Source organism: Pseudomonas sediminis (assembly GCF_002741105.1).
Lineage (GTDB): Bacteria > Pseudomonadota > Gammaproteobacteria > Pseudomonadales > Pseudomonadaceae > Aquipseudomonas > Aquipseudomonas sediminis.
In genome coordinates, this window is record NZ_NIQU01000003.1 from 93898 (window position 1) to 105850 (window position 11953).

Annotated in this window: 12 protein-coding genes and 1 pseudogene; 12 read left to right on the forward strand and 1 reads right to left on the reverse strand. The window is 62.8% G+C overall.

The window, feature by feature from the left end; genetic code table 11:
* The first annotated feature begins 115 nt into the window (after positions 1 to 115).
* From CDO35_RS08510 to CDO35_RS08545, 8 genes are all read left to right on the forward strand, one after another.
* Complete coding sequence (locus CDO35_RS08510) at positions 116 to 1783, forward strand: AMP-binding protein (protein WP_099523815.1); 1668 nt, start codon at positions 116 to 118, stop codon at positions 1781 to 1783.
* Positions 1784 to 1836: 53 nt separating this feature from the next.
* Positions 1837 to 2280 (forward strand): hotdog fold thioesterase, encoded by a 444-nt coding sequence (locus tag CDO35_RS08515; RefSeq protein ID WP_099523817.1) that lies wholly within the window; start codon positions 1837 to 1839, stop codon positions 2278 to 2280.
* A gap of 58 nt (positions 2281 to 2338) precedes the next feature.
* Positions 2339 to 3142: an AraC family transcriptional regulator gene (locus CDO35_RS08520; RefSeq protein WP_099523819.1), complete on the forward strand. Its 804-nt coding sequence runs from the start codon at positions 2339 to 2341 to the stop codon at positions 3140 to 3142.
* Positions 3143 to 3182: 40 nt separating this feature from the next.
* Positions 3183 to 3815: a LysE family translocator gene (locus tag CDO35_RS08525; RefSeq protein WP_099523821.1), complete on the forward strand. Its 633-nt coding sequence runs from the start codon at positions 3183 to 3185 to the stop codon at positions 3813 to 3815.
* Positions 3816 to 3914: 99 nt separating this feature from the next.
* Positions 3915 to 4718 carry an alpha/beta fold hydrolase gene (locus CDO35_RS08530; RefSeq protein WP_099523823.1) on the forward strand — a complete coding sequence of 268 codons (804 nt, stop codon included), beginning with the start codon at positions 3915 to 3917 and terminating at the stop codon, positions 4716 to 4718.
* Positions 4715 to 5578: an alpha/beta fold hydrolase gene (locus CDO35_RS08535; RefSeq protein WP_099523825.1), complete on the forward strand. Its 864-nt coding sequence runs from the start codon at positions 4715 to 4717 to the stop codon at positions 5576 to 5578. The genes CDO35_RS08530 and CDO35_RS08535 overlap by 4 nt, the downstream gene beginning before the upstream one ends.
* Before the next feature lie 139 nt (positions 5579 to 5717).
* Positions 5718 to 6521, forward strand: a complete 804-nt coding sequence (locus CDO35_RS08540) for a DUF4892 domain-containing protein (RefSeq protein ID WP_099523827.1) — start codon at positions 5718 to 5720, stop codon at positions 6519 to 6521.
* Between the two features lie 74 nt (positions 6522 to 6595).
* Positions 6596 to 7681 carry an AI-2E family transporter gene (locus CDO35_RS08545; RefSeq protein WP_099523829.1) on the forward strand — a complete coding sequence of 362 codons (1086 nt, stop codon included), beginning with the start codon at positions 6596 to 6598 and terminating at the stop codon, positions 7679 to 7681.
* Here the strand turns inward: CDO35_RS08545 and CDO35_RS08550 are convergent, their stop codons facing one another.
* Entirely contained in the window at positions 7682 to 8692 is a 1011-nt protein-coding gene (locus CDO35_RS08550) for a patatin-like phospholipase family protein (protein WP_099523831.1), read from the reverse strand.
* Between the two features lie 233 nt (positions 8693 to 8925).
* Here CDO35_RS08550 and CDO35_RS08555 point away from each other — a divergent pair, with 233 nt between their 5' ends.
* From CDO35_RS08555 to CDO35_RS23230, 4 genes and pseudogenes are all read left to right on the forward strand, one after another.
* Complete coding sequence (locus tag CDO35_RS08555; RefSeq protein ID WP_099523833.1) at positions 8926 to 9204, forward strand: hypothetical protein; 279 nt, start codon at positions 8926 to 8928, stop codon at positions 9202 to 9204.
* Positions 9204 to 9809: a flavin reductase family protein gene (locus tag CDO35_RS08560; protein WP_099523835.1), complete on the forward strand. Its 606-nt coding sequence runs from the start codon at positions 9204 to 9206 to the stop codon at positions 9807 to 9809. The genes CDO35_RS08555 and CDO35_RS08560 overlap by 1 nt, the downstream gene beginning before the upstream one ends.
* A 1088-nt stretch (positions 9810 to 10897) precedes the next feature.
* Positions 10898 to 11044: pseudogene (locus CDO35_RS23225) on the forward strand (HAMP domain-containing protein); the annotation flags it as partial.
* 141 nt (positions 11045 to 11185) lie between these two features.
* Entirely contained in the window at positions 11186 to 11902 is a 717-nt protein-coding gene (locus CDO35_RS23230) for a methyl-accepting chemotaxis protein (protein ID WP_425048535.1), read from the forward strand.
* Positions 11903 to 11953 lie beyond the last annotated feature (51 nt).

The window sequence follows — 11953 nt, forward strand, 5'->3', positions numbered from 1 at the left end:
GCAAATGTTCCAGGCGAGAAACATTTCTTAACTTGCACCTCTTTTGTCTGCGTGGAATATTCAACCAAGCAAGTGCTTGGTTGATTCCTACAAAAACAACAAAGGAGGAAGCCCTGTGGCTGATGCAATCCGTTTGCCGCTCGAGCTGTTTTACGAACGTGAAGCAAGGCACCCGAACAAACGCTACATGGTGCAACCTTTGGGGGGCGGCCAGCTGCTGGAGCTGAGCTGGGCCGATGTCGGTGAGCAGGCTCGTCGCGTAGCCAGTTGGTTGCGCAGTCGCGAGCTGCCACAGGGTAGCCGCATCGCCATCATCTCCAAGAACTGCGCGCACTGGATCGTTGCCGATCTGGCGATCTGGATGGCGGGCCACGTTTCGGTACCGTTGTATCCCAACCTGACCGCCGACTCCATGCGCCAGGTGCTGGAGCATTCAGAAGCTGCGTTGGCCTTCGTCGGCAAGCTCGATGACTGGGCGTCGATGGCGCCGGGTTTGCCGCAGGGCTTGCCGACCGTGAGCCTGCCGTTGCATCCGCAGGGCAGCTTCGACTACAGCTGGGATGACCTGCAGCGCAGCGCGCCGATCCAGGACGATCCCAAACCCGCAGCCAACCAGCTGGCCACCATCATCTACACCTCCGGCACCACCGGCACGCCCAAGGGCGTGATGCACAACTTCTCCAATTTCGGCTTCGCCGCCAGCAATGCCATCAAGCTGTTCGGTGTGGGCGAGGATGATCGGCTGATCTCCTACCTGCCGCTGTGTCACGTGGCCGAGCGCATGTTCGTCGAGTTAGCGTCCATCTACGCGGGGCAGACGATCTTCTTTGCCGAGAGCCTGGATACCTTTCTGGAGGACCTCAAACGCGCGCGGCCGACCGTCATGTTCGGCGTGCCGCGTATCTGGACCAAGTTCCAGATGGGCGTGTACAGCAAGATGCCGGCGCAGAAGCTCGAGCGTCTGCTGCGGCTGCCAATCATCGGCCATTTCATCGGTCGTAAGGTACTCGCCGGCCTTGGCCTGGACGCCATTCGCTACGCGCTGTCCGGCGCCGCGCCAGTGCCTGAAACACTGCTCAACTGGTATCGCCGCCTAGGCATGGAGATCCAGGAGGTTTATGGCATGACCGAGAACTGTGGTTACTCCCACGTCTGTTTGCCAGGCAAGTTCAAGCAGGGCTGGATTGGCCAGAACAACCCCGGTGTCGAGGTGCGCATCGCCGAGGATGGCGAAGTTCAGGTGCGCAGTGGCGCGACCATGCAGGGCTACTTCAAGGACCCGATGAAGACCGCCGAGACGCTGACTGACGACGGCTTCCTGCGCACTGGGGACAAAGGCGAGCAGGACGCCGAAGGTAACCTGCGTCTTACCGGGCGTATCAAGGAAATCTTCAAGACCAGCAAGGGCAAGTATGTCGCGCCGGCACCGATCGAAAATCGCATCGGTGAACACTCGCGTATCGAGCAGGTGTGCGTGGTCGGCGACGGCCTGCCGCAACCCATCGCTCTGTGCGTGCTCTCTGATGTGGGGCGCCAGGAGGCGGCCAATGACAGCCGCGATGAGCTTGAAAGCAGCCTCAAGGCCTTGCTCGCCGAGGTCAATGGTCGTCTCGATCATCATGAGCGGCTGCAAGGTCTGGTGCTGGTCAAGGAGGTCTGGGCGGTGGAAAACGGTTTCCTCACCCCAACCCTGAAGATCAAGCGCGCGGTGATCGAAGGCACCTACGGCGAGCGTTTCGCCGAATGGCAGCAGCGCAGCGAAGCCGTGCTCTGGCACGATTGAGCATCAGTGGGCCGGGCTGACCGGCCCGGTTTCAACGGACAAGGAACACGCTCATGGGATTGTGGCAACGAACACCCGATATCGATGCACTCAACGCGACCTTGAAAAACAGCATTGGCGAGGTGCTGGACATTCGTTTCGACGCCTTCGACGACGAGTCGCTCAGCGCCAGCATGGTGATCGACTCGCGTACCCATCAGCCTTACGGCCTGCTGCATGGTGGCGCCTCTGTGGTGCTGGCGGAAACCCTCGGCTCCACCGCCAGCTACCTGTGTATCGACAGCAGCCGTTTCTACTGTGTCGGCCTGGAGGTCAATGCCAACCATCTGCGCGGTTTGCGCAGTGGGCGCGTGCATGCCGTGGCGCGGCCGGTGCACCTGGGCCGCACCACGCATGTCTGGGACATTCGCCTGAGTGGCGATGACGGCAAGGCCAGTTGCATCTCGCGGCTGACCATGGCCATCGTGCCTCTGGGTGAGCAACCGCCGAAATTATGATTTTCGGCCTGCAATTTCATCCAAGATTTGCCTGGTCCATGGCGCTACAGTACGCGCCATGGATCACATCACTCACATTCAAAGCAGCTTGCCCGGCGTTCGTCTGATCGACGCCGAGTACCGCCGCTTCGCCTTTCCCCGGCATTTTCATCTGGAATACCACGTCGGCCTGCTGATCCAGGGACAGCATCGCTACGCCTATGGCGGCGAGCGCCGGCATGTCGGAGCAGGGGACGTACTGTTGATGGCGCCGGAGGGGATTCATGACGGCGCCTGCCTGGATGGCCAGAGTTACCGCATCCGGGTGATGGCGTTCGATCCTTCCTGGCTGGATGAAGCCAGTCGGACCTTGAGTGACGGTCGTCAGGGCGCGCCAAGACTGATCACCAGCAGCTTGCGTCATCCTTTGCTGTCGCAGCACCTGCAGCGATTTCATGCGGCGATGCTGGAAGGCTCGCAACTGGCCCAGGAAGAAGCGCTCTGGCAGGCGCTGGCCCATTTGCTGGAGATGGGCTCGACGCTGCGTGTCAGCGCGCCACATCGCGTCTTCGATCAGCAAACCTGGCAGCGTCTGCGCGATTGGCTGGAGAGCCGTCTGGACGATCCGCCAACGCTGGAGGAAATCGCCACCTTCTGCGCCATGAGCCCTTGGCAAGCGTTGCGGCGTTTCCGCGAGCACACCGGCTTGCCACCGCACCAGTGGCTGACGCAGCTGCGTTTGCAGCGGGCATTGCCGCTGGTGCTGGCAGGTGAGCCTCTGAGCGAGATCGCCTTGCGCCTGGGCTTCTACGACCAGGCGCATTTCTCGCGGTTGTTTCGCCGCACCTACGGTCTGCCACCGGCGCGTCTGCGTCAGGGCTGACCCACTCACACATCCCGTTTTCATTTTCCTGGAGATCACCATGCAGGAGACGTCCGTCTTGCTGTCGCTGGCTGCCGTGTTCGCGGTGGCCCTTATCAGCCCTGGCCCGGATGTGGCGCTGGTGGTGCGCACCGCCCTGCATCAAGGGCAGCGTGCAGGCTTGCTCAGTGCGCTTGGGCTGGCGTGCGGCATTCTTCTGCATGGCACACTGGTGCTCAGTGGCGTGGCTTTGCTGCTCAGTCGCACAGAATGGTTGTTCGACCTGGTGCAGATCGGTGGCGCGCTTTATCTGGGCTGGCTGGGCATTGGTGCGGTGCGGTCCTGGTGGCGTGGCGGCGCCGGGCCAACACGGTTGGAGGGCGAACTGGCGCCTTCGCTGTTCGGTCCCTGGCTGCGCGGTGTATTCACCAACCTGGGCAACCCCAAGGCACTGGTGTTCTTCCTGGCGCTGCTCAGCAGTCTGGTGCCGGCGGACATGTCGCTACCCGGCAAGGTGGCCTGTGCTGCTCTGTTGTTTGGCCTGAGCCTGTTCTGGTTTGGCCTGCTCGGTATGACCCTGAGCCGACCGCTGATGCGTCAGCGTCTGCTGCAGGTAGCGCCAACCATCGACTTTGTTTGCGGTCTGGTGTTTCTGCTGGTAGCGGCCAGCATCGTCGGGCGCCTGCTGCTATAGCCCTGACCATTGCACCGCTATCAATGGCCGTTACGGTCATTGCCACTGCTGCGCAGCTGCCGGAGAATCCGGGCACATTCGCCTTATCGAGTTTGATGCATGCCGCAGCCGGTCTTTTTCGCTCATGCCAACGGCTTTCCATCCGCCACCTACGGCAAGCTTTTCGCCGCGCTGGCACCGGATTTTCAGGTGCAGCACCTGGAGCAGCACGGCCATGACTCGCGTTTTCCGGTCAATGACAACTGGTCGAATCTGGTCGATGAGCTGATCCATCATCTTGAGGACGGTGGCGAGCCGGTCTGGGGCGTCGGCCATTCGCTCGGCGGCGTGCTGCACTATCACGCCGCTTTGCTTCGCCCCGAGTTATATCGTGGGGTAGTGATGCTCGATTCGCCGGTGCTGACGCTGGCTGACCGTATGGTGATTCGCGCCGCCAAGCGCTTTGGCTTCATCGACCGAATCACGCCCGCCGGCCGCACCCTGGGGCGCCGCGAGGCCTTTGCCGATCTGGTCGAGGCGCGCGATTACTTCGCAGGCAAGAGCCTGTTCCGCCGCTTCGACCCCGAGTGTCTGGACGCCTATGTCAGTCACGGTCTGCAACGGGCGGAGCAGGGACTACGCCTGAAGTTCGACCCGGCCACCGAGATCAGCATCTATCGCAGCGTGCCGCATACCTCGCCGGGTAGGCCGCAGCAGCTGGCTGTGCCGCTGGCCTTGGTGCGTGGCCGCCACAGTAGAGTGGTGTTACCGCATCATGCGCATCTGCTGCGGCGCATGCCGCGGGCCGAATATCACAACCTGCCGGGCGGACACATGTTCCCGCTGGAGCGCCCTCAGGCGACTGCCGACCTTTTGCGTCAGCTGTTCACCCGCTGGGCTGGTAGCCAGGAGCAACGTGCATGAGCATGGGTTTCGAGGAAGTTCGTCTGAGCTTGCCGCATATCGAGCTGGCCGCTCATCTCTACGGGCCGGAGGACGGTGTGCCGGTGCTGGCGCTGCACGGTTGGTTGGATAACGCGGCGAGCTTCGCGCGGCTGGCGCCGAAGCTCGAGGGGGTGCGCATCGTCGCCCTGGACTTCGCCGGTCATGGTCATTCCGAGCACCGCTCGGCTGGCGCCGGTTACGCGCTGTGGGACTATGCCTTTGACGTCCTGCAGGTCGCCGAGCAGTTTGGCTGGGAGCGATTTTCCATCCTGGGTCACTCCATGGGCGCGATCACTGCGGTGTTGCTGGCAGGGGCGATGCCGGAGCGGATCGCGCGCCTGGCGCTGATTGACGGGCTGGTGCCTTATACCGGTGAGGCCGAACAGGCGCCGGAAAAGCTGGGTGAAGCGCTGCGCGCCAGGCAGGCGCTCACCGACAAGCGCAAGCCGGTGTATGCCGAGATGGCGCGTGCTGTCGAAGCTCGTATGAAGGGCGTGGGGGCGGTCAGTCGTGAGGCGGCCGAACTGCTTGCGCAGCGAGGGTTGATGCCGGTGCCGGGCGGTTACACCTGGCGTACCGATAGCCGCCTGACCCTGCCGTCGCCGCTGCGTCTGAGCTGGGCCCATGCCCAGGCGTTCGTTCGCGCGCTGCAATGCCCGGTCAGCCTGGTGTTGGCGGAGCAGGGCATGATGGGCGCACAGTCGGCCGTGCGCAGCTTGCTGCAGGATCTGCCGTTCGACGTGCACCATCTGCCCGGCGGGCACCACCTGCATCTGGATGACGAAGCCGGCGCGCAGCTCGTAGCGGATTGTTTCAATCCATTCCTGCGCTTGCCTTGACTTGCCTGCAGTCGTGGGGAAAGGTGTGGCGGTCTGCCATGGAGGATCGCATGATCGACCCGTTAAACGTCGCCACTCGCTGCTCAGCAAGCCCCTCTGCCGCTTCCCTTCAACAGGTTTCCACTCGATGACGGGGCGCATGAAGCTGTTCTCGGCAGCGCTTGCCACCTTTTGCAGTGGGGCCGTGCTGGCAGCCGATCTGCCTGGCAGTCGCGACCTTGAGGTATTGCCGCGTTTCCCCGCCAGCCACATCGTCGCCTTCAAGGAAGCGTCCGATGTCGAGCGCATCTACCCGCAAGGCTCCATTCGCCGCATCAGCGGGCGGTTGCGCTATGAGCGTGAGGTCTTGGTGCAGGGACAGCACAGTGCGGTGACCTACGAGCTGCCGCGCACCCACAGTGCCGATCAGGTCTTCACCGAAGCGCGGGAAACCCTGCTGGAGAAGGGCGCGGAACTGCTTTACTGGTGCCAAGGCCGTGAGTGTGGCGCGAGCAGCTTGTGGGCCAACTCGGTGTTCGGTAATGCCACGCTGTATGGCTCCGACGACCAGCAGGCGTATGCACTGTTGCGCCTGGCCGAGCCGAACCACGAGAGCTTGCTGGCGCTGTACAGCATCACCCGTGGAAATCGCCGCGCTTACCTGCATGCCGAGCAACTGGATGCTGAAGCCCCTCTGGGGGTATTGCTGCCGACGCCCGCGACCTTGCTGCGTCAGTTGCGTACCGATGGACAATTGAAACTGCCCGACGAAGCCAAGGCCGACAGCGCCTGGGTGGAAGTGCTGGCGCGCAGTCTCAACCTCGACAGCACCTTGCGCGTCAGCCTCGCCGGTAGCCAGGCCGAAGCCTGGCGCGAGGCGTTGATCGAGCAGCGTGTGCGCGAAGCTCGCCTGGAGTTGGGTGAAAGTTCGGATGAAACACTGAGCGTGCGTTTGTTGCGTTAAGCTAGCACTCGCAATCGCCATAACAGAGCGCCCGTAAGGGCGCTTTGTCGTTTCGTCGAAGGGAGTTTCGCTTGATGGCCACTAATGATCGTCTGCTGGTGCAGATTCTTCTGCTCGGCCTGCTGGCCGCCAGCCTCTGGGTGCTGGCACCATTCTGGTCGGCGTTGTTCTGGGCCGCCGTGCTGGCCTTTGCCAGCTGGCCGCTGATGCGTCTGCTGACGCAGTTGCTCAATGGGCGCATGGCGCTGGCGGCGGGCATCCTCACCGGCGTCTGGGTGATCATGGTGGCGGTGCCGCTGGTGTGGCTGGGGTTTAACCTGGCCGACCATATCAAGGACGCCAACGCGCTGGTCAAGGATCTGCAGGTCGAAGGTCTGCCGCCACCGCCGAGCTGGCTGGGCAGTATTCCGCTGGTCGGTGATCGCCTGGTGGAGCTGTGGCGCACCATCGATCAGCAGGGCGCAGCTTTCTTCGACACGCTGCGGCCCTATCTGGGCCAGGTTGGCAACTGGCTGGTGGCACGTAGTGCGAAGATCGGTGCGGGCATGGTCGAGCTGGCCCTGAGCCTGGTGCTGGTGTTCTTCTTCTACCGTGACGGGCCGCGCCTGGCGGTGTTCGTGCACAGCCTGCTAGAGCGACTGATCGGCGAGCGTGCCGATCATTACCTGGAACTGGTCGCCGGCACCGTACAGCGGGTGGTCAACGGCGTGATCGGTACCGCCGCCGCGCAGGCCGTGCTGGCCTACATCGGTTTCGTCATCGCCGGGGTGCCGGGCGCCCTGGTGCTGGGCCTGCTGACCTTCGCCTTCAGCTTCATCATGATCCCTCCGCTGATCTGGGGCCCTGCTGTGGCCTGGCTGGTGTGGCAGGGCGAGATCGGCATGGCGATCTTCCTGGGTATCTGGGGCTTTTTCATCATCAGTGGGGTGGACAACATCCTCAAACCCTACCTGATCAGCCGTGGCGGCAACCTGCCGCTGGTGGTGGTGCTGCTCGGCGTATTCGGTGGCATTCTGGCCTTCGGCTTCATGGGCCTGTTCCTTGGCCCGACCCTGCTGGCGGTGGCCTACAGCCTGCTCAGCGACTGGGTGGCGGACAAGGCGCCGCCGGCTGAAGCAGTGGTCGACAAACCACTGCCGGGCGAGGAAACACGCGGCTGATCAGCCGCGTTCGCTTTCGTATTTATCGAGGGTGTCGCGAGCGATCTGCCGACCCAGCATGATCAGCTCCGGCGCCTTGTAGAACTCGAAGAAGCGGCAGGCACGCTTGGGCACGTTGATCAGGATGTCCGGCGGGTAGCCGGCGATCTTGTACTGCGCCAATGAGGTTTGCATCACCTCGAAGCTCTGGTTGACCAGCTCCAGTAGTGACGCTGGCCCGCTGAATTCGGCTACGCGTGAGCCGCTGGCGGATTTTGGCGCGGGTTCATCGTCCTCTTTGCGACTAGGCGCCGCGGCCGGGCTGACGTCATCGGCGAGGCTCTGCTCCTCGGCGAGCAGCAGGGTTTCGTCCTCGCTCTTGCGGCGAAAACTGGGCAGACGCGAGCCGAGCGACGTCATCAACTGGTCGATGCGCCCCTTGAGAGCGGCAGGCCGTTCGATCACTGGCAACTGGTAGTGATTCTGGTTGGTGGCGTTGAGGTTGACCGCGATGATCAGGTCGCAGTGGCTGGACACCACCGGGACGATCGGCAACGGGTTGAGCAGACCGCCGTCGACCAGCATGCGCTTGCCCTGGATGACTGGAGTGAACAAGCTCGGGATCGCCGCCGAGGCACGCATCGCCTGGTGCAGGCAGCCTTCCTGGAACCAGATTTCCTGCTGGTTGGTGAGATCGGTGGCGACGGCGGTGAAGGGGATGGCGAGGTTTTCGATATCCACGTCGCCAACGATTTCCTGAATGTGCCCGAATACGCGCTCACCGCGAATCGCGCCGAGGCGGAAGCTGACATCGAGCAGGCGCAACACGTCGAGATAATCCAGGCTTTCCGTCCATTCACGGTATTCGCGCAACTTGCCGGCGGCGAAGATGCCGCCGACCACCGCGCCCATCGAGCAGCCGGCGATGCAGCCGATTTCATAACCGCGCGCTTGCAATTCCTCGATCACGCCGATGTGCGCATAGCCGCGCGCACCTCCCGAGCCCAGCACCAGCGCCACTTTCTTGCTCATCGATAACTTCCCTCTGTGAAGGCTCCGACCTTACTCGGGCTATGAGGCTCAGCCAAGGGCGCGTTTGCTAGAATCTGTCGGCTGACGCTTCGCAGGGGCGATGGGCTCGCCATCCGTTCGTCGGCGCCGGTATGATCAGGCAAGCGAAGCGGCGGGCGCCGGGCACTTTCCCCATGCCGCAGCGTCATAGTCTGGGCCAACCCGTAGTCATATCCGTTCGAGGAGTGTGGTCGATGAAACACTGGATCTGTTTGCCGCTGCTTGCGGTGACGCTCGTCGGCTGTGCCGGCAAGACCGTCTACCGTGAGACCTGCGCCAATCAGCTGGATGCCGCCTGGAAGGAGCTGAGCATCGCCGAGGCCGAAGGCTTCGCCGGTACGGTGAGCTATTCCAAGGCATTCTCTCTGCTCACCGCTGCCAAGACCCAGCAGCAGTTCGAAGCCTACGCAGGCTGTACCAGCAAGGCCGAACGTGCGCGCTTCTACATTCGTGAATCGCGAGCGGGACGTTGATGCAACTCGATTTCGCCGATCTGAGCCCGCTTGAGGCCTACCGCTGGCTGGCCTCCAGTGTGACCCCCAGGCCCATCGCCTGGGTTTCGACACGTTCGGCCGACGGCGTAGCCAACCTGGCGCCGTTCAGCTTCTTTCAGGTGATCAGCGACAATCCGCCGACCTTGCTGGTCAACGTCAATACTCGCGATGACGGCAGCCTCAAGGACAGCCTGCGCAATGCCCAGGCCAGTGGCGAACTGGCGATCCAACTGGTCAGCTTCGCCCAGGCCGAGGCGATGAATGCCAGTGCTGCGATACTGTCCCATGAGGTCAGCGAGTTCGCCCACTGTGGTATCGCCAGCCAGCCGTGCGAGCGCATCGACGTGCAGCGCGTCGTTGGCGCAGCGGTGACCTTCGAATGCCGCGTAGCGCAGATCCAGCCCTATCCGCCGCAACAACCCAATTGTCACCTGATCTTCGCCGAGGTACTGCTGGCGCATATCGATGATGCGGTGCTCAACGAGCAGGGGCGTATCGACCCGCGCAAGCTCGATCTGGTCGGTCGCCTGGGAGGCAGCGCCTACTGCCGCACACGCGATCTTTTCCAGATGCAGCGGCCCTGAACCCGTTCTGAAAACGACGTCCAGTTAACTCTCCCGGCCATCTTGGCGTCTGCTGGCTTGTCGCCAGTAGCGCTGCGCTCCTATGTTCCAGAATTCGGGCTGGCTGCAGTAGGCAGGGGGTTGTCATGGGTGGCTCATTGAGCAAGCGGCTGGCCAGTCTGAGCACGGCCAGCAAGTTGATGCTGGGTTTTGCTCTGGTATTGGTTCTGACCGCTCTGGTGGCGGTTACTGGTCTGCTGGCTTTGCGTGAAGTCAGTGCTGGCGCCGAGCTGCAGCAACGCATGAGTGCGCTTGGCGAGCAGGTGCTGCGCATGCGCCAGAGTGAGCAGGCGTTCGCGCTGAGTGGCGACAGCCAGCACGCCGAGCGGCTGGCAGAGCAGGCTGAGAGTATTTTGCAGGCCGGACAGGCGCTGCAAGGTGAGCTCGATAGCGACACAGCTGCCATTCTGGCGCAGGTCGAGCCTGCACTTGCCGACTACCGCAGCGCTTTTGCCCGTTACGTTGAACTCACCGACAACATGCAGCTGTCCCTGCAAGCCGCTGACTGGCTAGTGGTCAGCGCGGCCAACAGTCTGGATCTGCTGCAGGAGGGGTTGGCCGAAGATGGCGTCGACCTGCTCAAGAGCTCCCAAGGGGAGCGTGGTGGTGACTCGGTTGCGCAGGCTGGCAAGGTCAGCAAGATCCATCAGTTGCTGCTGCAGGCGTTGGATCAGGCACGCCAGCGTCTGGAGGCCAGTCGGCGTAGCGATAGCAGCGAGCAGGCGGAAATTGCCCAGGCCGGCGAGGCGCAAGCCCTGGCTGCCGAGTTGCGCGATGCGCTGGATGATCCCGGCTATGCCGCGGTGCTTGGTGAGGTGGTGGTCAATGTCGACTCCTTCAATGAACGTCTGAAGGAATACGCCACCCAGCTGCAGCAACAAAAACAGGTATATGGGCAACTGGTTGCTCAGGTCGAGCAGTTGCTGCAGCGGGTCGATTTGGCCCTGGAAACCCAGCGTCAGGCCATGCATGCCGAGCGTCAGGCCAGCAGTGGCCTGATCATCGCGGCGGCGGCCCTGGCGCTGCTGTTTGGCCTCAGCGCGGCAATCATGATCAGCCTGGCCATCGTGCGTCCGCTCAAGCGCGTGATCGGCCTCGCTGAATCCATCGCCGCTGGTGATCTCAGTGTGCGCATCGAACAGGATCGTCGTGACGAGATCGGTCAACTGCTCGCTGCCATGCAGGGAATGTCCGCCAACCTGCGGGATATGGTTGGTCGCCTTCAGGGGGGCGTGGCGCAGATTTCCAGTTCTGCCCAGACCCTCTCGACCACTGCCGAGCAGACGCGCCAGGGCGTCAATGGTCAGAAGCTGGAGACCGATCAGGTCGCCACCGCCATGAGTCAGATGACTGCCACGGTGCATGAGGTGGCGCGCAATGCCGAAGCGGCAGCGGCTTCCACCGAGCAGGCTGACCAGCGCGTCGGTGCCGGTAGCCAGGTGGTGCGACAGACCCTGCAGCGTATCGAGCAATTGGCTCGTGCCATGGACGCAACCACCAAGAGTATTCAGCGCCTGAGTCAGGACACTCAGCGCATCGATGCGGTCCTTGAGGTGATCAAGAGCGTTGCCGAACAAACCAACCTGTTGGCGCTCAATGCGGCCATCGAAGCGGCGCGTGCCGGAGAACAGGGGCGTGGTTTTGCCGTGGTTGCCGATGAGGTACGAGCGTTGGCAAAACGCACTCAGCAATCCACCGCGGAAATCGAGTCGCTGATAGCGGCCTTGCGCGAGGGTAGTCGCCGCGCGGTGACCGACATGGAGCAGAGCGCCAGCCTGGTGAGCCTGACGGTTGGCGACGCCAGCCAGACCGAAGGCGCCCTGACGGCCATTGCCGAGGCGGTGAGCCTGATCTCGGAGATGAACCAGCAGATCGCCGCAGCAGCGGAGCAGCAAACCGCCGTGGCCGAGGAAATCAACCGCAGCGTCACCTCGATCCGCGATATTGCCGATCAGTCAGCCACGGCCATGGACGAGACCGCCGCGTCGAGCATCCAGCTGGCTGAGCTGGGGCGGGAGCTACAGGGCATGGCAGGGCACTTTCGCCTGACATAGCGTCTGTCCTCACAGTTTCGTGAGCAAACTTTGCATAGAGCTATGCCACGC

What these genes read in the sequence shown, in the direction of transcription:
- CDO35_RS08515 (WP_099523817.1), top strand. Translation starts at nt 1,837, where the DNA reads ATGGGATTGTGGCAACGAACACCCGATATCGATGCACTCAACGCGACC.
- CDO35_RS08520 (WP_099523819.1), top strand. Translation starts at nt 2,339, where the DNA reads ATGGATCACATCACTCACATTCAAAGCAGCTTGCCCGGCGTTCGTCTG.
- CDO35_RS08525 (WP_099523821.1), top strand. Translation starts at nt 3,183, where the DNA reads ATGCAGGAGACGTCCGTCTTGCTGTCGCTGGCTGCCGTGTTCGCGGTG.
- CDO35_RS08530 (WP_099523823.1), top strand. Translation starts at nt 3,915, where the DNA reads ATGCCGCAGCCGGTCTTTTTCGCTCATGCCAACGGCTTTCCATCCGCC.
- CDO35_RS08535 (WP_099523825.1), top strand. Translation starts at nt 4,715, where the DNA reads ATGAGCATGGGTTTCGAGGAAGTTCGTCTGAGCTTGCCGCATATCGAG.
- CDO35_RS08540 (WP_099523827.1), top strand. Translation starts at nt 5,718, where the DNA reads ATGAAGCTGTTCTCGGCAGCGCTTGCCACCTTTTGCAGTGGGGCCGTG.
- CDO35_RS08545 (WP_099523829.1), top strand. Translation starts at nt 6,596, where the DNA reads ATGGCCACTAATGATCGTCTGCTGGTGCAGATTCTTCTGCTCGGCCTG.
- CDO35_RS08550 (WP_099523831.1), bottom strand. Translation starts at nt 8,692, where the DNA reads ATGAGCAAGAAAGTGGCGCTGGTGCTGGGCTCGGGAGGTGCGCGCGGC.
- CDO35_RS08555 (WP_099523833.1), top strand. Translation starts at nt 8,926, where the DNA reads ATGAAACACTGGATCTGTTTGCCGCTGCTTGCGGTGACGCTCGTCGGC.
- CDO35_RS08560 (WP_099523835.1), top strand. Translation starts at nt 9,204, where the DNA reads ATGCAACTCGATTTCGCCGATCTGAGCCCGCTTGAGGCCTACCGCTGG.
- CDO35_RS23230 (WP_425048535.1), top strand. Translation starts at nt 11,186, where the DNA reads ATGAGTCAGATGACTGCCACGGTGCATGAGGTGGCGCGCAATGCCGAA.